The sequence below is a fragment of the Anaerobacillus sp. 1_MG-2023 genome (assembly GCF_030547345.1).
Taxonomy (GTDB): Bacteria; Bacillota; Bacilli; order Bacillales; family Guptibacillaceae; genus Guptibacillus; species Guptibacillus hwajinpoensis_B.
This window is the reverse complement of sequence record NZ_JAUORD010000009.1, coordinates 117,932-138,517: the sequence shown is the minus strand read 5'-3', so window position 1 is coordinate 138,517 and position 20,586 is coordinate 117,932. Positions and strand designations below refer to the sequence as shown.

Sequence of the window (20,586 nt, the reverse complement as noted above, 5' to 3'; positions counted from 1 at the left end):
AGTGCGGGGGTCAGGTACGCACCTGACCCCCTATAAAGACAAAAAGAAGAAAGTGTCCGTCATAGATGGACACTTTCTTCTTTGTAACAACCTCCATTAATTGGAAAGTAAATAAAGTAGTAAACTTTTAGTAAAAGTTTACTTGACTATGTTTACCTCTTCGACTATTCTAATAAGTGTAGACGCTTTCATTACGAATTTTGAAAGTTTTCAGTAATTAATTGGAGGGGTAGTCGATGAAGAAGGTAACGGGTCTAGTTAGTATAAGTATGATGCTTGTCTTAAGTCTGTTTCTTGCGGCGTGTGGGAATGGTGGAGATGATAGTGAAGGATCAGGCGATAGCAATAAAGTAACAGCCTGGGCTTGGAATATTAATGTACCGGTGCTTGAAGAAGCAGCCGAGAAATTTAAAGAAGAAAATCCGGATTTTGAACTAGAAGTTGTTGAAATGGGTACTGATGATGTTTATTCGAAGTTAACAACTGGTCTTCAAGCAGGAGGTAAAGGTTTACCGGATATCGTCCTTGTTGAAGATGATCGCGTTCAAGGTTATATGAGTGCTTTCCCGGACGCTTTTGTAAACGTTTCCGATAAAGGGTTTGACGAAATGAAAGATAGCTTCCCATCGTATAAAACAGAGCTTGTTTCAAAAGATGGTGCAATGTACGGCTTCCCGTTTGACGGTGGACCAACAGGAGTCTTCTATCGCACCGATATTTTTGAAGAAGCTGGCGTAAATGCAGAAGATATTAAAACGTGGGATGACTATATCGAAGCTGGTAAAACAATTAAAGAAAAAACGGATAAAGCAATGATTGGTCTTGATCTGAACGGTGATGATGGTCTTTATCGTATGATGCTCAATCAGCAAGGCACATTCTATTTTGACGATGAGAAAAATGTAGCCCTCACTTCAGAAGAGTCAAAAAAGGCAATGGAAGTACAAAGGAATCTAAATGAAGAAGGACTTGTTAAAGAAACAGTAGGTTGGGACGCATGGATTAGTGCTATGACTAGTGGAGATGTTGCGACAGCTCCATCGGGTGCATGGCTGTACGGTTCGATCACCCAGCAGGGCAAGGATACTTCAGGAAAATGGGGATTAATTGAGCTACCGGCGTTTGAAGAAGGTGGCAATCGCGCATCTAACTTGGGCGGAAGTAACTACATGATTCCTAGTGCAAGCGACAATGGCGACCTAGCGTATGACTTTATGGAATTTTTCTCAACAGATGAAGATGTTCAATTATCTGCAATGGAAGGTGGTTTATTCCCTTCACTAAATACGATTTATGATAACGAGGCATTTACAAAAGAAGTTGAGTTCTTTAACAATCAGCCGATCTGGAGTCTACTTGCTGGTGAAATGGATAGCATTCCAGCCGTTAACTACACAGGAGACTATGCAGTAGCGAAGGATGAAGCTGTTAAAGCGCAATCTGAAATCGCGAACGGTAAAGGCATTGAAGAAGCATTAAAAGCATCAGAAGATCGTTTGAAAAACCGTATTCAATAAGCTAAAGAAATCATCAGGGGTTGATTCATTTCAACCCCTGTCATCTTAAGGTGGGATATTCATGAATCGAGCGAAACGTTTTCCGTATTTATTCGCAGCTCCGGCCATTCTGCTTTTCCTAGCATTTACCGTCTATCCGATTATCGCTTCCTTCGTTCTCAGTTTTCAGGAACGAGTTGGTGGAGAATACGTTTTTGCAGGATTGAAAAATTATACGCGTCTCTGGAACGATGATATTTTCTGGACGGCGATGCAGAACACATTCATTATCTTTGTTGTTCAAGTCCCAGTTATGATCATTCTTGCAATGGTACTAGCCAACGTGTTGAACAACCAGTTGTTAAAGCTAAAAGGATTTTTCCGCGTCTCATTCTTTCTTCCGGCTGTCACATCGCTTGTAGCTTACTCGATATTATTTTCGATCATGCTTCAAGAAGAAGGAATCATTAACACGGCATTAAGCTATATTGGGATTACCGCAATTCCGTGGTTATCTGATCCGTTTTGGGCAAAGGCTTCGATCATTATCGCCATGACGTGGAGATGGACAGGATATAACATGGTTATTTTCCTTGCAGCCCTTCAAAACATTCCAGAAGATTTATATGAAGCTGCTTCACTTGATGGAGCGAATAAGTTTAAGCAATTTTTCTATATTACTGTTCCTCAGCTTAAACCGGTTATTCTCTTTGCTGGTATCCTTTCCACAATCGGAACGCTTCAGCTTTTCGATGAGCCATTCAACTTAACTGGCGGTGGACCGGCGGATTCAACGATGACCCTTGGACTTTATATTTACCAGAGTGGATTTGAATACTTTGATTTCGGCTACGCTTCCGCAATTGCATACGCGGTTGTTGTGATGGTTGGTATTCTCTCCATTATCCAATTTAAGATAGCAGGTGATGATTAATGGCTAAGAACCTTGAGGTAATTGAACAGTCGACGAATAAACTCACCCTTGCTCAAAGGCAACAAAAGAAACCTAAGAAAAAGAAAAATAAGCTAAAAGCCGTTTGGATGTATACGCTTCTTAGTATTTTTCTAGTTGTTTCGATCTTCCCGTTCTACTGGATGTTTATCGGGGCTACGAACGACTCTAGTAAAATGTTTACGAACCCGCCAACGCTTTTACCTGGCGATCAGTTTATGACGAACTTAACCAATCTAAATGAGTCAATTGGTATTTTCAGAGTACTGTTTAACTCTCTCTTCGTCTCAGGACTTTATGTAGTGATTGCCCTTGCAGTTTGTGCGAGCGCAGCCTACGTTCTAGCGAAGTACAGCTTCAAAGGGAAAAAGTTCATCTTTACTGCATTCTTGCTTTCCATGATGATTCCTTACCAGGCAACACTGATTCCGTTGTTCCAAATGATGTCTGATTTTAATCTATTAAACACATACTTTGCGGTTATTGCACCGCAATTGTGCTTCCCGTTTGCGATTTTCTTATTAAGACAGAACTTCCTGGCATTCCCTACAGAGTTGATGGAGTCGGCACGTCTTGATGGCGCAAGCGAAACGCGTATCTTTATCTCGATCGTCATTCCATCAATGCGACCAGCTTTAGCAGCTGCTTCGATCTTCCTTTTCATGACGCAGTGGAACAACTTTATGTGGCCGCTCGTTGTATTGAATACGAACGATATGTACACATTCCCTGTTGCGCTATCTAGCTTAATGGGACTCTCTTATATCGACTATGGTCAAGTGATGATGGGCGTTACGTTAGCGACTGTTCCGATCATTGCATTCTTCTTAACACTGCAAAAACAATTTATTTCAGGTATGCTCGGAAGCGCCTTGAAATAGTAGGAGGCTGTTATGCTGGAAGCGAGAAAGAACCACTTTTACTTAAATGACGAACCTTTTCAAATTCTTTCTGGAGGCCTTCATTACTTCAGAGTTGTCCCTGAGTATTGGAAAGATCGCCTTCAGAAGCTGAAGGCACTTGGACTGAATACGGTAGAAACATATATACCATGGAACTTTCATGAACCGAAGAAGGGTCAGTTTCATTTTGAAGGAATGGCTGATGTGGAGCGGTTCATAGCTGAAGCACAGGACGTTGGGCTTTATGTTATTCTTCGTCCTTCTCCTTATATTTGTGCAGAGTGGGAAATGGGAGGGCTTCCTTCTTGGCTACTAAAAGAAGATGACATGGCGCTTCGCTGTAGTCATCCTGCTTTTCTAAGACATGTAGAGGAATACTTTAATGATCTTCTTCCACGGTTGAAGCCTTTCTTACAAAAGAACGGCGGTCCGGTGATTGCCTTTCAAATTGAAAATGAATATGGCGCATATGGCAACGATCAGAACTATCTTGAGTTTCATAAAGAACAGTACGAGAAACATGGCATTGATACGTTTTACTTCACATCAGACGGACCAGATTTCATTAAACAGGGTTCAATGGATAACGTCGTAACGACGCTAAATTTTGGTTCCAGACCAGAAGAAGCCTTTGCGGCACTTGAAGCGATGAAACCTGATTCACCTAAAATGGTCGCGGAATTCTGGATCGGCTGGTTTGATCACTGGAGCGGCGAGCATCATACACGTGACGCAAAGGAAGCAGCGGAAGTGTTCCGGAAGTTAATGGATATGGGCGCATCTGTGAATTTCTACATGTTCCACGGTGGAACAAACTTTGGTTTCTATAACGGTGCGAATCATTACGAAAAATATGCTCCGACGATTACTAGCTATGACTACGATTCGCTCTTAACAGAATGGGGCGACGTGACAGATAAGTATCTCGCGATGGCGGAAGTGTTGAAAAGCGTAGCAGACGTTTCCATTGAAGACGTTTCTAAAGTTGAGACGAAAAGCTATGGAGAAGTGAATCTATTGGAGAGCGCAAGCCTTTTCGATGTTCTCCAAGAAGTAGGAACCAGGGTAGAGCACGTTGCACCACGGAGCATGGAGAAGATTGATCAGAGTTTCGGCTACACGCTTTATCGAACTTCGATTAACGACACTGGAACGTTTGAGCTTGATACAACGCCAATTCATGATCGAGCTTTTCTTTACGTCAATGGGAAACATGAGGCGACGGTTTCAGTAAATGATGAGTCAAAATCGGTTATGATCCCGTTTCCGAATGAAGTAAATGTTTTTGAAGTTCTTGTTGAAAACCTTGGAAGAGTGAATTATGGAAAACATCTATCTCACCAGAAGGGGATTGTGCAGAATCTCTGGCTAAACAACCAGTATTGGTTTGACTGGGAAATGATCAAAATTGAAGGAGATCGTTTGCCGAAGACGTATTCATTAGGAGAACGTTATCCGAAATATTTCAAAGGCATATTCCAAGCTGATCAATGCTATGATACATTTGTTGATTTGGAAGGGTTTACAAAGGGGAATGTTTATATTAATGGCTTTAATCTTGGTCGCTACTGGCAAACGATGGGGCCACAGCAGCGCCTTTACTTGCCTGGTCCACTGTTAAATGAAGGTACAAATGAAGTTGTCGTTCTGGAATTAGAAGGACATACTGCAAGCAGCGTAACACTAGTGAACGAACCTAAACTCGGATAAAGGATCGATGGCAATGAGCATTCTGGTTAATCAACAGCAGTTTCATCTAACGAATGGAAAGATCAGTTACATTTTTCATATTTTAAAAAATGGTCAGCTCGGTCATTTGTATTTCGGAAAAGCGCTTCGTCCTGATCGTGATTATCGTCATTTTCAGAACACGAACAATCCAACGCCTGCTAGCTGTCATTCATATGAGAACGACGCGGCTTTTTCGCTTGAAACGATTAGGCAGGAGTACCCGGCCTATGGAAAAGGAGATTTTCGAGAGCCTGCCTTTATGGTGTCAGCAGGTCAAAAGCCTATAGCGAACTTTGTTTATAAATCACATGAGCAAGTGAAAGGGAAGCCTCGCTTGAAAGGTTTGCCGGCCACTTATGCGAATGCGCAAGAAGCGGAGACGTTACTCATTGTGTTGGAGGATAAGTATCAGAAGGTTGAGCTTCATCTCAGCTACACGATTTTTGAAAATGAATCTGTGATTGCGAGGAACGCGCGTCTTATTAACAACACAGATAGCGAGCTATCTATTGATCGAATGATGTCACTGTCAGTTGATCTTCCTTATGCTGATATGGAAATGGTGCACCTCTCAGGAACATGGGCCCGTGAGCGTCATGTGAAAACGAGGAAATTAGAGCAGGGCATTCAGTCCGTTTCGAGTATTCGTGGAGCAAGCTCTCATCATCACAATCCATTTCTTGCACTAAAAGCAATGGATGCAACAGAACATACGGGTGAAGTGTTTGGATTCCAGTTCGTGTATAGCGGGAATTTTCTAGCGCAAACGGAAGTTGATCATTATGGCGTGGCACGTGCGCAGCTTGGTATTCATCCTCTTGGTTTTAAGTGGAATCTTCGTCCTGGTGAATCGTTCCAATCACCAGAAGCGATAATAGTTTACTCTGATCAAGGATTGAACGGAATGAGCCAAACGTTCCATCATCTTTACCGCAATCAGTTGATTAGGGAACAGTGGAAAAAGAAAGAGCGCCCTGTCTTAATTAATAACTGGGAAGCTACTTACTTTGATTTTAATGAAGAGAAGCTTATTCATTTTGCGAAAGAGGCAAAAGAACTTGGTGTTGAACTTTTCGTCCTTGATGATGGCTGGTTTGGTAAGAGAAACAATGACCGATCATCACTAGGAGATTGGACGGTTGATCTTAACAAACTCCCAGATGGCATTGCCTCTCTAGCTGAAAAAGTGAAGGAAACGGGATTGCAATTTGGATTGTGGTTTGAGCCTGAAATGATTAGTACTGATAGTGAACTCTACAGAGAGCATCCAGAATGGGCGGTAGGAATTCCAGGTGAGCACTTTACACTTGGACGCAATCAGCGAGTGCTTGATTATACACGTACAGAAGTAGTGAATTATATTTTCGAACGAATGAAAGCGATCATTGAGTCGACGAAGCTGGATTATATTAAATGGGATATGAATCGGAACATTACGGAGGCCTACTCTGCAGGTTTAGAGCACCAGGGAGAGTTTTTCCATCGCTACATTCTCGGTGTCTATGATCTTTATGAACGGTTAACATCAGAGTTTCCAAATGTACTGTTTGAATCGTGTGCGGGCGGCGGTGGTCGTTTTGATCCGGCTCTCCTTTTCTACGCCCCACAAGCATGGGCGAGTGATGATACAGATGCGGTGGAGCGACTGAAAATCCAATATGGTACCTCTATCGCTTATCCTATCTATAGCATGGGTTCTCACGTATCAGCCGTTCCAAACCACCAAACGCTTCGTTCAACTCCGCTGTCAATGCGGGCAGATGTCGCGTATTTTGGAACCTTTGGTTATGAATTGGATCCTTCAACATTGTCTGATGAAGAAAAAGAAATTGTAAAAGAACAAATTAAACGATACCAGTCATTTCGACATCTTGTCCGTGATGGTGATTTCATTCGCTTACAAAGTCCGTTTGTAAGCAATGAAACGGCCTGGATGATCGTTTCGTCGAATCGAAATGAAGCTCTTGTTGGCTGGTATAAATCATCAAGCACTCCGAATCCACGCACCAATCAGTTTGTGAAATTAAAAGGTTTAGCTCCTGATCGTCATTATAACGTCGATGGGGAGACATATTTCGGAGATGAACTGATGCAGCACGGCATTCCGCTTCCGGTTGAGTTCAATGGAGCGAATGGCGAGCAAGCTGAGCGCGGTGGTGACTTTCAATCGAAAGTGTTTTATTTAAAAGCAGAATAAAAAAGGATGATGACCATGGCAACGATTAAGGACATCGCACAAAAAGTGAAATGTTCACCATCGACCGTTTCGCGCGTCCTTAACTATGATGAAACGTTATCTGTTTCAGATGATACGAAAAAGCGGATTTTCGAAGTGGCAGAAGAGCTTTCCTATAGTAAAAAACGTGGAAAAAAATCACTAACACCGAAAATTGCGATTATCCATTGGTATACCGAAAAGGAAGAGTTGAATGACCTGTATTATATGTCGATTCGACTGGGAGTCGAGCAGCGCTGTCAGGAAGAGCGGCTTGAACTCGTGAAAATTTTTAAAGATAACTATGATGAATTAGAAAAAGAAAACATTCAGGGCATGATAGCAGTAGGGAAATTTAGTAGTCAAGAAATAGCTTCATTAAATAAAGTCACCCCGAATATCGTATTCGTTGACTATGATCCAGATAATGAAAAGTACGACGCGGTTGTCGTTGATTTTGAAAAGGCGACAAAAAAAGTGCTCGATTATTTTGCGAGTAAAGGTCATGAGAGAATTGGCTACATTGGTGGCAGAGAAACATTTCGAGATGCTAGTGCTGAAATTGTTGATGAACGCGAAATCACGTTCAAGCGCTATATGACGGAACGTGATCAGGATCATGAATCTTACGTGTACACAGGGTCGTTTACGGTAGATGATGGTTATTCCCTTATGAATCGTGCGATCGAAGAGCTTGGAGAGAAGCTACCGACTGCTTTCTTTGTAGGAAATGACACAATGGCGATCGGGTGTCTCCGCGCTCTTCATGAGAACGGTGTAGCTGTTCCTGATCGTGTTAGCTTAATTGGTGTGAATGACATTAGCGTTTCGAAGTATGTTTATCCTGCTTTGAGTACGGTCAAAGTATACACAGAACTGATGGGTGAAACGGCTGTTGGCCTTTTGATGGAGCGTCTATTGAGAAGGAAAGTAGCCAAAAAAGTGACGATGTCGACAAAACTGAAGCTGCGGAAGAGCAGTAAATAAACGAGGCCGGGTGAAATTAATGAAAACCCTAAACGAAACATTTCGAGAGGTGTATGGAGAAGGTGGCGAGATAAGAAGCTTCTTCTCGCCAGGGCGCGTCAATTTGATTGGCGAACATACAGATTATAATGGGGGACATGTTTTTCCATGCTCGCTTAGTATTGGTACCTATGCCGTTGCTAGAAAAAGAAAAGATAATCTTATTCGGTTTTATTCGCTGAACTTCAAAACGCAAGGTGTGATGACAGTTGATTCAACAAGTCTTGCGTATGATGCTGAACATGATTGGGCGAATTACCCGAAAGGTGTTGTTTCCATCTTTAAGGAGTCAGGTTACGATGTTAGCGGATTTGATGTCCTTTACTTTGGAAACATTCCAAATGGAGCGGGACTTTCGTCTTCAGCGTCAATCGAACTTGCGACGGCTGTTCTATTAAATGAACTAAATCACCTTCATCTTGAGATGGTAGAAATGGTGAAAATAAGTCAGCGTGCTGAAAATGAATTTGTAGGCGTAAACTGTGGCATCATGGATCAGTTTGCCATTGGGATGGGGAAAGAAAAAGCAGCGGTTCTTCTTGATTGCAACACGCTTGCTTATAGCTACAGCCCGGTAGTTCTAGAAAAAGCTTCACTCGTTATTGCAAATACGAATAAACGAAGAGGGCTTGCTGATTCAAAATATAATGAGCGACGTTCTGAATGTGAGCGGGCACTCGCCGAGCTTCAAGAACATGTTTCGATTCAATCACTTGGTGATTTAACAATTGACTCGTTTGAAGCGCATAAACACCACATTACAAATCCGATTGATCAGAAACGTGCGAAACATGCAGTGTATGAAAACGTTCGTACGATTGAAGCGGCTAAACGTTTAAAGGCTGGAGAAATTGAAGCATTTGGTCAGTTAATGAATGAGTCACATGTTTCCTTGCGCGATGATTATGAAGTAACTGGTCATGAGCTTGATGCTTTAGTAGAAGCTGCATGGTCAGAAGAAGGTGTGATTGGCTCCCGGATGACTGGCGCAGGGTTTGGTGGCTGTACGATCAGCATTGTGGAGGATCAATTTTTAACATCATTCCAAACTAATGTAGCGAAAACATATAAAGAGAAAACGGGCTTAACACCTGAATTTTACGTTGTGGAAATAGGTGCAGGAGCAAGAGAAATAAATCAGCTTTCGGAAGCACTGTAATTCTGGAGAGGAGTGGAGAGAAACCATGACGAACATCGATCAAGAGATTAACCGTCTCCTCCAATACGGATTGAATAAACATCTTTTTCGTGAGTGGGATTTATCATATGTTCGCAATCAAATTCTAGAAGTTCTTCAGCTTGAGGAGATCGATACAAGTGATGTTCCTGCGAATATTCCAGATAGCCCTGTTTCGATTTTAGATCGCATCCTGAATTGGGCATATGATCATGATCGGCTAATAGAAAATACTGTAACTTATCGTGACTTGCTCGATACAAAAATTATGGGATGTTTAACCGAGCGACCTTCAGAAGTGATTGAGAAGTTTGAAGCGACTTATGAACATGCCGGCCCTGAAGCAGCAACGGCTAACTTTTATCAATATTCAAAAGACGTTCACTACATTCGTACCGATCGTATAGCAAAAAATGAAGACTGGCTTACGGAAACAGAGTATGGTGAGATGGAAATCACGATCAACCTTTCTAAACCAGAGAAAGATCCTAAGGCGATTGCGGCAGCCAAAACGATGAAGTCAAGCGGCTATCCTGAGTGTCTGCTTTGTAAAGAGAACGAAGGGTATGCGGGACGATTAAATCATCCTGCGCGACAAAATCTTAGGATGATCCCTATAACCCTTGAAGAGAAACAGTGGTATTTGCAGTACTCTCCATACGTTTACTACAACGAACATGCGATTGTGTTATACGGTGAACACGAGCCAATGAAAATTTCACGAGGTACGTTTGATAGGCTACTAGAGTTTGTTGGCAAGTTTCCTCATTATTTTATCGGCTCGAATGCTGATCTACCAATCGTAGGCGGTTCGATATTAAGTCATGATCATTTCCAGGGAGGGAAGCATGAGTTCCCGATGGCGAAAGCAGAGATGGAGCGAAACGTCGTTCTATCAGCTTATCCGAACGTGAAGGCAGGCATTGTGAAGTGGCCGATGTCTGTGCTACGACTTCAAAGCAACGATCGAGATGAACTTGGCGAACTGGCTGATGCGATTCTTCAATTCTGGAAGGGATATAGTGATGAGAGTGTTGATGTTCGCGCGGTTACAGGTAATGAGTCTCATAACACGATTACACCTATAGCTCGTCGAAATGGCGAGCACTATGAGCTTGATCTTGTACTCCGGAACAATCGTACAACGAAACAGCATCCAATGGGACTTTTTCACCCCCATGCAGAAGTGCATCATATAAAAAAAGAGAATATCGGTTTAATTGAAGTAATGGGGCTAGCTGTGCTTCCTGGTAGATTACAAGAAGAGCTTCACTTGCTTGGTGAATCTCTTATAAATGAAAATCCGCTAGAAAGTATTAAGCAAGATGATCGCATTCAGAAACATGTTACATGGGCTGATTCTCTTCTTAAGAAGTATTCAGACCTGAATTCATCGAATGTAGAGGGACGATTGCGTCATGAGGTTGGGTTGATCTTCTCCAATATTTTAAGCCATGCAGGCGTTTTTAAACGAACGGCTTCAGGTCAGGAAGCATTTGACCGCTTTACACATGAGCTTAACAACCATTTAAACCAATAAGAGCTTGCCGATTCTGGCGGGCTTCTTTTCTCATTGATTTAATACTCAAAAAAATAGATCGGTAAAAGGAGCTAACATGATGTATGTAGGTGTTGATTATTACCCGGAACAGTGGCCGAAAGAGCGTTGGACAGAAGATGTACGATTGATGAAAGAACTCGGTGTGAATGTCGTTCGAATTGCTGAATTCGGCTGGCAGCTGATGGAGCCTGAGGAGGGAACGTTTGATTTCTCGCTTTATGATGAAGCGATCGACCTAATGACAAGTAACGGCATCGAGGTTGTTCTTGGGACACCAACGGCCACGCCGCCTGCGTGGATGGTTGAAAAGTATCCAGAAATTTTACCTGTGGATCCTAACGGAACAGTCATTTCATTTGGAGCGAGACGTCACTATACCGTGAACAGTGAAGTATATCAAGAATTGACAGCAAAGATTGTTGAGAAAATGGCGAAACGCTATGGTCAGCACGAAGGAATTATTGGCTGGCAAGTAGACAATGAATACGGTCATGAAAAATCTGATCGAAGCTATGGAGAAGTGGATCAAAAAGCATTCCAAATTTGGCTACAGCAAAAATACGAAACGCTTGATGCCTTAAATGAAGCTTGGGGTACGGTTTTTTGGAGTCAAACGTATACAGCGTGGTCACAAATCCCTGTGCCTCGTAAAGTATTACAGGAACATAATCCAAGCTTGCTTCTTGATTTTGATCGTTTCTGTGCGGATGCGTATACGTCTTATAATAAGATTCAAACTGACATTCTTCGTAAACATATTCGCTCGGATCAGTGGATTACGCATAACTTCGTATTTACGGACTTAGCGATTAATCAATGGGATATGGCAAAGGATCTTGACTTCATTTCATTTGATAACTATCCGGTATGGGGCGGTTTACCAGAACCGATTGCGCCTGCTGCAATCGCACATCAACACGACCTTTGTCGCTCTTCAAAGGGTGGAAAAGGCTTCTGGGTAATGGAAGAACTTTCAGGAGCGCAAGGATGGAGTCGCATCGGTTACTTACCTCGTCCAGGTCATATTAAACTTTGGACGTATCAGGCAATTGCTCGTGGAGCGGAAGCAATTGTTTATTTCCGCTGGCGTGCGGCACGCTTTGGGACGGAAGAGTTTTGCCATGGAGTACTCGATCATGATGGTAAGCCAAAGCGTAAATATAATGAAGTGAAAGAAGTAATCGATTCTCTTAGCGTGTTTGGGGATGAGTGGATTGCGTCTAAGTACCAGGCGGAAGTGGCTGTGTATTATGATGTCGAGAACGCCTGGGCATGGGGTATTCAGCCGCAAAGCAATGCATTTGAATACAAGCAAGAATTCCTCCGCTTCTATAGCCCTGCGCACCGTATGAATGCCATGACGGACATTGTGACGAAAACAAGCAAGCTGGATGGGTACAAAGTACTCGTTGTACCGGTTTATTTTCTTACAGATCCAGTTGTAAACGACAAAATTTCACGTTTTGCTGAGCAAGGTGGAACGGTGATCTTATCCTATCGCGCCGGTGTGAAGGAACAGAATAACTTTGTTGTAGAAGATACGTTGCCAGGCGCACTACGTGAGCTTGCAGGAGTGGAAATTAATGAATATGAATCACTCCAGCTCGGACAAAACAACGAGGTTGAAGGCGTTCAGGGTGCAATGAAAGGCATGAGCTCCGTTGCTTCCATCTGGTGTGATCTCGTTGAACCGACAACTGCGGAAGTACTTGCTGAATATCGCTCTTGCTTCTACGAAAAAACGGCGGCGATTACAAAAAACACATATGGAAAAGGAACGGTCTATTACATCGGCTCTGCACTCCAGGAGGAAATAATGGATGCTCTTTATGCAGAAGTTTTCCAAGAAACAGACGTAACAACGATCGCTTCAAGTGAAAACGTAGAAGCTGTCACGCGTACAGGACAAGACGGGGAGGTATTCTTGTGTGTTGTGAATCATTCGACGGACGAAAAAGGGTCGCTAACATTGCCGAAAGGAACCTGGGTAGATGCCGTTTCTCATGATGAATTTAGTGGAGAAATGTCTATTAAACCGCTTGGATCGTCTGTACTAAAGCTTAATTAGTATTTTCCGGGAAATAACGATAGATTTCGACGAAGTTTTACTAAATGGAGGGAATAACATGGCGATTTTAGTTACTGGTGGAGCCGGTTATATTGGTAGCCATACGGTTATGTACTTGCGTGAGCAAAAAGAAGACGTAGTCGTGCTGGATAATCTAACAAAAGGTCACGAGCAAGCTGTGCTTGACGTTCCTTTGTATAAAGGGGACTTAACAGATGGGAAAGTGATTGATCAAATTTTTGCCGATCACTCGATCGATTCTGTCATTCACTTTGCTGCGAGCTCGCTAGTTGGAGAAAGTGTTTCGAATCCGCTTGAATATTATCGAAATAACGTAGCGGGTTCTCAGGCGCTTGTTTCAAAGTTAGTTGAACACGATGTAAAGTACATTGTGTTCTCCTCGACAGCGGCCACCTATGGGAATCCAGAACGTACTCCGATTCAAGAGAGTGACGCTACCAGTCCAACAAATCCATATGGCGAAACTAAGCTAGCGATTGAGAAGATGCTTCACTGGTGTGATGATGCTTATGGGCTTAAATCAACCTCTCTTCGTTACTTTAATGCTGCTGGTGCTGATCCAGAAGGAAGAATTGGGGAAGATCATCAACCCGAGTCTCATCTTATACCAATCGTTCTACAAGCTGCACTTGGTCAAAGAGAAAAGGTATCTATTTTCGGTAATGATTATGATACGAAGGATGGCACGTGTGTGCGTGATTATATTCATGTGCTTGACCTTGCGCAGGCTCACTACCTTGCTTTGAAAAAGATGAAAGAAACGAATGAGAGCGGTGTATACAATCTTGGAAATGGAAAAGGGTTTACGGTTAAAGAAGTGATTGATACGTGTCGAAGCGTGACAGAAAAAACGATCGAAGCAGAAGTAGCTCCACGCCGTGCCGGAGATCCAGCGACACTGATAGCCTCTTCGTCAAAAGCAATGAGCGAACTTGGCTGGAAGCCAGTATACCCAGAGCTCGCGCAGATTGTATCTCATGCCTGGAGCTGGCATCAAAACAATCCGAATGGATATGAGTGAGGAAGAAATGTAAGGGGGTCAGGCGCGAGCCTGACCCCCTAAAAAGACAAAAAGAAGGAAATGTCCACTCTCAGAGGATTGAATAGAAACGAAAGAAAGTCCCTTTCACTTATTGTGTTCGGTACCTCTTCCAATAAGCGCCACATATGGATAGGAGAGTTGAGTAGATAAAACACTTAAAAAATGTAGCAATTGCCGAGAATCCAATAAAAAGAAATGGGACTTCTGTAATGTCGCTAATTTCTCCGGCGAAGCTCTCCAAATTAAAGGTGAATCCTGTATTCAAGCCTGCAGCTAATAACGACATCATAAAGGCGTATAGCAAGCCGAAGATAATCATGCGATGGAACTGAATTGCTCCTCCCTCGTGCATCCGATAACCTGCCCAAATGAATAAACATAGTGGAATCAGCAAACCAATCATCATGTAGATCTTCGTGTTACCTGGGTCGCTAAATAAGTAGGTGAAAAAATAAAAAGATTCATTTGTTTCGATCTTCATCCCACCAAGTACTGAATAGATCATTTGAAATTTCTCGCCTGGAATATTTATATCGAAGGTAAGGGAAGAAAGGTTCAGCGTGTTCCATAGAAGAAACCCTCCTTGAAAAACGATGATAAGAAAATAACTCGTCGGAATATCTTGAAAGCTAATAAGTGAGTTATCGTCGAACATAAAGCGATAAAGGAAGAGAATCATCAAGACGATTGAGGTGGAGACCCCTAGTGTGAGTGTGCGCAATCCTTCTTTAAGGGGAGAAGAAGTTAATTCTTTCATTGACCGACTGCCGTACAAACTACCAATAAACGAAAAGATTGTTCCAAGGAATAAACCACCAAATAAAGCTTTCAAAAACGGATAGTTATTCTCAATTGATAAACTCGATACGATTCCACCCTCTTGTGCAGAAGCTTCAAAGTTGAATCCAGCGAAAAGAGCGATCATCGCTGTCAGTAATCCGTAAATCATTCCGATAAGAAGTGAAGAAAGCCAGTATTGCTGGAGGGTACACGTTGTTTTTCGTCCATATATATATCCAGCAAGCAGTAGTGCAATGAGAGGTAGTAATAAAAGAATGAGCATTCCTGAATGGAGTTCGATCTCTCCGCTCAATAAACTTCCCGTCCCTTGCGTGTTGAAAGAAAGGATTGAATTGAGAAGGTGAGCTGACATCCAGTAGTCTGTCATTCCATAAAAAGGTTCTACAGTTAACTCCGAATTTTCGTTGCCAAAGTAATAATAAAATTCATTGATTACTTTCGTTGGACCTAACTCAGTGAATTCTTCAAGAGTTTGCTGAAAAGTAGCGGCTTGTTGCTGAAATCCCTCCGATACAATAAACGACATAATACCAACAACTAGAAATGCGAGAAAACCGCATAGTATCGCAAACTTTTTATTAATGGCGCTAAGATCTGGTATCGCGTGCGAAGGAGCTGCTACTTTTTCTTTTGCGCGTTCTACTTTAAATGGAATGAGAGTGAGTTGAAAAGAACCGCACTGAATACAGTAGGGATGATCACTAGTATTCGATGTACCACAATCTGAACAAAACTTTGGTGATGCAGTCGTGACGGTGTGATGTTCTGTGTGAAGCTGAAATGTCCCATCAAAGGGGCAATAATTATCACCAAACGGAACTTCGTTACCACACGTTGTACAGTACATGACTTTAATCACCTCCTAGCCGTTTTTCGAACCACAACACCCACAAAATAAAGCCGTCTCAGGGATTTCTTCCTTGCAGGTGGGACATTGAACTGTCGGTACTGGTATTGGTGCTTCTGATAATTGAACTCGATTGCCACAGCTGCCGCAAAACGTATCCTCTTCATTAACGGCTGCTCCGCACTCACATACGTCACCACCCGGTTCCTTTCGCAATTGACTCTCTAAAGCTCTGTTCGCTTGATAGAGTTCTAGATCATATTGAAGTAGGCGCTCAGCTTGTTCATTTAATTCGGGTTGTTGGATCTCCCCTTTACGGATCAAACGATAGGTGAGTTCGCCAAGCTGACTAATGATTCTTGTTCGGTTTGTGGTAGCATCGCTCGCGTTTTTCTTAAGCTGTGAAACTTCCTGAGCTGTTTGAAGTTTGCTTTTTCCTTGCTGAAGACCATCTTGAAGTTTTGATAGTCCTCCGCCTATTTTAGTTTGCAAATCTGACATTATCATTCCTCCTTATTAAGTGAAATAAAAGTTTCCTGCCAGGATTTTCAGGGAGCTTGTGCTTTTGACGTACTTTTTCATAGTTATGTACAAAGTCCTTAATCATGTTAAAAAAAGCATAGGAAAATAGTAGGGAAAAGTGGTCATAATTAGAAATCTCTCCCATATGATTTGGAATAATGGGTGGAGGTGGGAAGATGAATTGGTGTCATCACTGCAACAGGGAAGAGGCCGGTGCATTTTGTGTGAAATGTGGACAAAAGGTAACGAGAACAGCTCCTGCACAGGGAAAGAAAAAAGGGTGGCTGTTATGGGGATCAATCGTTGTAGGAATTATGATCGTACTAATAGGCAGTTTTATTACCTTAAGATGGATATCTTCTCCTGAACGTGCAGTTGATCAATTTCGAGAGGCTCTGTTGCAAGAGGATTATGAAGCGATCGGGGAAGCTATTCCAAAGGTTAATCCTGTTCTTTCGCATGAAGCTGAGATTGCGAGTTTTGTATCGTTATTAAAGAATCATCCAGATCAACGGACACTATTGCTTCAAGATTTAGAACGACAAGCAATGGCGATAGAGGACCATGCACTCACGAGTCGGAACGAAGAATTGCTGGTCCAATTGGAATTAGTAAAGGAAGGTAAGACTTTTTATCTTTTCAATAATTATGTCATTTCACCTGTACCTATTTACGTACAGCTTCATACACAATTCTCTAAAACAGCTCTATATATTAACGAGGAAGAGAGCGGCACAATTGGAGAAAAGGGGAAGAAAATGGGTCCGTTCCTTCCAGGGGACTATCATTTTGAAACAAAGTTAGAAAATGAAGGTTATAAGATGCGGGGAGAAGCGGAAGTAGAATTGATTAAACCGGGCAAACATTTAGAAGTGGACCTTCCTGTAAACGGTGCGTTTCTAACACCTAATTCCAATTATGAGGATGCTCGCTTGTTTATTAATGGGAAAGATACCGGGGAAACGATTAGCAAAACCGGTCAAATAGGTCCCTACCCAACAGACGGTTCGGTTGTGATGCATGCAGAAAAAAACTTCGAAGCTGGCGTAATTAAAAGTCCTTCCGTTCAATTTGAAGGTGAGGATGTTTATTTCGTTATTGATTATAGTGAACCAGAACCTGTAGTGATCGAGAAGGAAGTGGCAATCGATGTTCCAGAGAGTGGTCGTGATGAGACGAATGCAATAATAGCGGCAGTGAACACGTATTTATATGACTGGATAAAGGCTTATGAGAATTTAGACACGGGCTACTTTTCAAATCTAACACCTGAGTTAAATTTGTATTTTGAAGATCGCTTTATTTCAGTGAAAGAAAATAATGCGGCCTTTACGGGAGAAGTGTTAGAAGCAGCTTTTGACCTCGACAGCCTCTACCTCGACTCTTCCGGCAAGAAAGCAGAAATCGACGTTCTCATTACGATGGATTCAGCGAACCATGACCGAGGCGAGAGCAATGTGAAGACAGAGGTAACTTCAAATGCGTTTCATTATAAACTTGTAAAAAGCGGAGGGGAATGGTTGATTGATAGTCGAGAAGAAGTGGATAACATCGACTTAACAAATGCTGTGGTATATTAAAGTGGTATTGCAGAGGGGGTTAGGCGCATATCTGACCCCCTTTGCGATATAAATTACTGATAATTTCAAAAAAACCATTGCAATCATGAATACGTTTACAATATAATATTATAAAAGGTTATGATGTTTAAATAAACATTACTACTTATATCGGAGGTTCGGCTATGATTGAAATGGTAAAGGAACGGAATCCACATCTGGATGTGCAGTCGGTTGACTCGGCAGCTTTTAAGACGTTTGGCAGAATTCTTCATGATTTCCCATATGAACAGATGTCGGAGTTAATGAAGGAAACGGTTATTCCTGAACAAGGAAATCAGTACGTTCCTTCAAAAGAAGACCTTGAGGATGATCGTATCAGAAAGTTCATCGAGAACAGCTACTATGGAGGTATGCCGGTCCAAATTGGATACTGCAACGGGAATAATTCTTCTCTTGGAGGACTTGAGCATCATAAGGGCAGCGAAATAAATGTGGCAGTGACGGATTTTGTGCTCCTACTAGGACATATAAATGACATTGTGGATCATACATACGATGTGAAGAACATCAAGGCTTTTTATGTTCCAGAGGGCACCGCGATTGAAATATACCAAACGACCCTTCACCTTGCTCCTTGTAAAGTAAGTGATGAAGGATTTAAATGTACGGTGATCTTACCTGAAGGAACAAATTCACCTTTAGCACAATCGCAAAGAGGGCACGATCCGCTTCTATTCATGAAAAATAAATGGCTTCTTGCTCATCGTGAACATGAACGTTTTATGGCACAGGGGGCATACGAAGGAATAGTCGGTGAAAATATAACAGTTGCTTACAGCAAGCTATAAAGGAGGACAAGCTCATGTCTGGTATTACATTCACATTAGTATCGTGTGTCTTTTTCATGGCACTTGTTGCTTGGGTTTCATACTTAAAAACAAGAAATTCAGTTAATGACTCGGATGGTTACTTTCTCGCAGGTCGTGGGTTAACAGGAGGATTTATTGCAGGATCTCTTTTGCTTACAAACTTATCAGCAGAACAGTTAATTGGTTTGAATGGACAGGCCTATAGAACAAATCTTTCCAACATGGCCTGGGAAGTAACGGCGGCTTTTGCAATTGTCATTATGGCATTAATTTTGCTACCGCGCTATCTTGGCGGAGCCTTCTCAACATTACCTGAGTTTTTAAGTAAACGATATGATGAAAGCGTTCGCAGATATACAGTTATTCTGTTTATGCTTGGTTATATGTTTGTAACCATTCCATCAGTACTGTATTCAGGAGCGCTTGCTATTCTTCGCCTTTTTGATGTACCGGAGCTACTCGGTATTTCTTTTCAATCCTCTGTCTGGCTTGTGATTTGGGTTATTGGTATTATCGGTGCCATCTATGCGATCTTCGGAGGATTGAAAGCGGTGGCAGTTTCCGATACTCTGAACGGAATCGGTCTTCTCTTTATTGGATTAATTGTTCCAGTACTAGGTTTTATAGCACTTGGAAATGGCGACATGTTAGATGGGATAAAAACGATTACAACGGAAAACCCTGAGAAGTTAAATGCAATTGGCTCAAGTACGGATTCTGTTCCGTTTTCAACGATTTTTACAGGTATGATTTTTATGAATATGTTCTACTGGGGAACGAACCAGTACGTGATTCAACGAACGCTTGGGGCGAAGAACCTTGCTGAAGGACAAAAAGGGGTTCTTTTATCAGGATTCTATAAATTAACTGTTCCGTTTATGATGATGATTCCAGGTGTTATTGCCTTTCACCTTTATGGCAGTTCAATGGATCCTGTTGATCTAGCATATCCGACGGTTGTATCAAATTTGCTACCTACATTTATGTCTGGACTCTTTCTAGCTGTGCTTCTTGGTGCTGTGTTCTCGAGTTTTAACTCCCTATTAAATAGTGCGGCTACGATGTTTGCGCTTGATGTATACAAAGCAGGTATTAATAAAAACGCAACAGATCGACAACTAATTAATGTCAGTAAGTATTTTGGAAGCGTTCTCGCACTTGTCTCTTTTTTCATTGCGCCAATGCTGATGAACGCACCTGATGGATTATGGGATTTGATTCGACGTTTTACAGGATTCTTTAACATACCCATCATTGCGATTGTTCTTGTGGGGATAGTTTCCAAACGCATTCCTGCGCTTGGTGCAAAAATCGCGATTATCTTCCATGTGATTACGTACTACATGCTTGTATGGGGAGTAAACCAGCTATTTAGCATTGAGATTACGATGAACTTTATTCATATCTCAGCGATTCTTTTCCTTATTGAAGTCGCTATCATGATGGTCGTCGGTCGCATTAGTCCTCTTCCTGAAGCGTATGAATTTAGAGCAAATCCTAAGGTTGATATGGTTCCGTGGAAGTTTACGATACCAGTCTCTGTTGTTCTGATTAGTCTCGTTGTTATGGTTTATATTCTATTCTCACCTGTTGGACTAGCTTATGCAGGTGGAATGGTTTCAGCATGGTTCTGGCCATCAATACTAGGTGCGGCTGTAGTCGGAACGCTTTGTTATCTTTTCGCATTAAAATCCTGGAATAAAAAATACTCAGGTTTTGTAACAAGAAAACATGAAGAAGCGGTAAACGCTGAGAAAAAATTTAGAAGTGCTTAAACAAAACGAACGTAGGGGG

15 protein-coding genes are annotated in these 20,586 nt (G+C 42.0%); 13 read left to right on the top strand and 2 right to left on the bottom strand.

Annotated features, from left to right (window positions below; genetic code table 11):
- Positions 1-236: 236 nt before the first annotated feature.
- The 10 genes from Q4550_RS15540 to galE all read left to right on the top strand — a co-directional run bounded on the left by Q4550_RS15540 (position 237) and on the right by galE (position 14,170).
- A complete protein-coding gene (locus Q4550_RS15540; protein ID WP_303534256.1) occupies positions 237-1,517 on the top strand; it encodes an ABC transporter substrate-binding protein in 1,281 nt (426 codons plus the stop codon).
- Between the two features lie 61 nt (positions 1,518-1,578).
- Positions 1,579-2,430, top strand: a complete 852-nt coding sequence (locus Q4550_RS15535; protein WP_159785293.1) for a carbohydrate ABC transporter permease — start codon at positions 1,579-1,581, stop codon at positions 2,428-2,430.
- 107 nt (positions 2,431-2,537) lie between these two features.
- Positions 2,538-3,329, top strand: coding sequence for a carbohydrate ABC transporter permease (locus Q4550_RS15530; RefSeq protein WP_303534354.1), 792 nt, complete (start codon positions 2,538-2,540; stop codon positions 3,327-3,329).
- A 12-nt stretch (positions 3,330-3,341) separates the two neighbouring features.
- The gene (locus Q4550_RS15525) at positions 3,342-5,060 is read left to right on the top strand and encodes a glycoside hydrolase family 35 protein (protein ID WP_303534250.1); all 1,719 of its coding nucleotides are present in this window, start codon (positions 3,342-3,344) and stop codon (positions 5,058-5,060) included.
- A 13-nt stretch (positions 5,061-5,073) separates the two neighbouring features.
- Entirely contained in the window at positions 5,074-7,278 is a 2,205-nt protein-coding gene (locus tag Q4550_RS15520) for an alpha-galactosidase (RefSeq protein ID WP_303534247.1), read from the top strand.
- A gap of 15 nt (positions 7,279-7,293) precedes the next feature.
- On the top strand, positions 7,294-8,283 hold the full coding sequence (locus Q4550_RS15515) for a LacI family DNA-binding transcriptional regulator (RefSeq protein WP_283153541.1): 990 nt from the start codon (positions 7,294-7,296) through the stop codon (positions 8,281-8,283).
- A gap of 19 nt (positions 8,284-8,302) precedes the next feature.
- A complete protein-coding gene (locus tag Q4550_RS15510; RefSeq protein WP_303534242.1) occupies positions 8,303-9,481 on the top strand; it encodes a galactokinase in 1,179 nt (392 codons plus the stop codon).
- 25 nt (positions 9,482-9,506) lie between these two features.
- Positions 9,507-11,039, top strand: a complete 1,533-nt coding sequence (gene galT / locus Q4550_RS15505; protein WP_303534239.1) for a UDP-glucose--hexose-1-phosphate uridylyltransferase — start codon at positions 9,507-9,509, stop codon at positions 11,037-11,039.
- A gap of 76 nt (positions 11,040-11,115) precedes the next feature.
- Complete coding sequence (locus Q4550_RS15500) at positions 11,116-13,128, top strand: beta-galactosidase (RefSeq protein ID WP_303534236.1); 2,013 nt, start codon at positions 11,116-11,118, stop codon at positions 13,126-13,128.
- A 58-nt stretch (positions 13,129-13,186) separates the two neighbouring features.
- Positions 13,187-14,170 carry a UDP-glucose 4-epimerase GalE gene (galE, locus tag Q4550_RS15495; RefSeq protein ID WP_303534234.1) on the top strand — a complete coding sequence of 328 codons (984 nt, stop codon included), beginning with the start codon at positions 13,187-13,189 and terminating at the stop codon, positions 14,168-14,170.
- 109 nt (positions 14,171-14,279) lie between these two features.
- Here galE and Q4550_RS15490 read toward each other — a convergent pair whose 3' ends face one another.
- On the bottom strand, positions 14,280-15,839 hold the full coding sequence (locus Q4550_RS15490) for a zinc ribbon domain-containing protein (RefSeq protein ID WP_303534232.1): 1,560 nt from the start codon (positions 15,837-15,839) through the stop codon (positions 14,280-14,282).
- Positions 15,840-15,854: 15 nt separating this feature from the next.
- Positions 15,855-16,340 carry a zinc ribbon domain-containing protein gene (locus Q4550_RS15485; RefSeq protein WP_303534229.1) on the bottom strand — a complete coding sequence of 162 codons (486 nt, stop codon included), beginning with the start codon at positions 16,338-16,340 and terminating at the stop codon, positions 15,855-15,857.
- Positions 16,341-16,537: 197 nt separating this feature from the next.
- Here Q4550_RS15485 and Q4550_RS15480 point away from each other — a divergent pair, with 197 nt between their 5' ends.
- The 3 genes from Q4550_RS15480 (at position 16,538) to Q4550_RS15470 (ending at position 20,567) form a co-directional block, all read left to right on the top strand.
- The gene (locus Q4550_RS15480; RefSeq protein WP_303534227.1) at positions 16,538-17,941 is read left to right on the top strand and encodes a zinc ribbon domain-containing protein; all 1,404 of its coding nucleotides are present in this window, start codon (positions 16,538-16,540) and stop codon (positions 17,939-17,941) included.
- A 164-nt stretch (positions 17,942-18,105) separates the two neighbouring features.
- Positions 18,106-18,771 (top strand): DUF4867 family protein, encoded by a 666-nt coding sequence (locus Q4550_RS15475; protein WP_303534224.1) that lies wholly within the window; start codon positions 18,106-18,108, stop codon positions 18,769-18,771.
- A 14-nt stretch (positions 18,772-18,785) separates the two neighbouring features.
- Positions 18,786-20,567, top strand: a complete 1,782-nt coding sequence (locus Q4550_RS15470; protein WP_303534221.1) for a solute:sodium symporter family transporter — start codon at positions 18,786-18,788, stop codon at positions 20,565-20,567.
- The last annotated feature ends 19 nt before the right edge of the window (positions 20,568-20,586 follow it).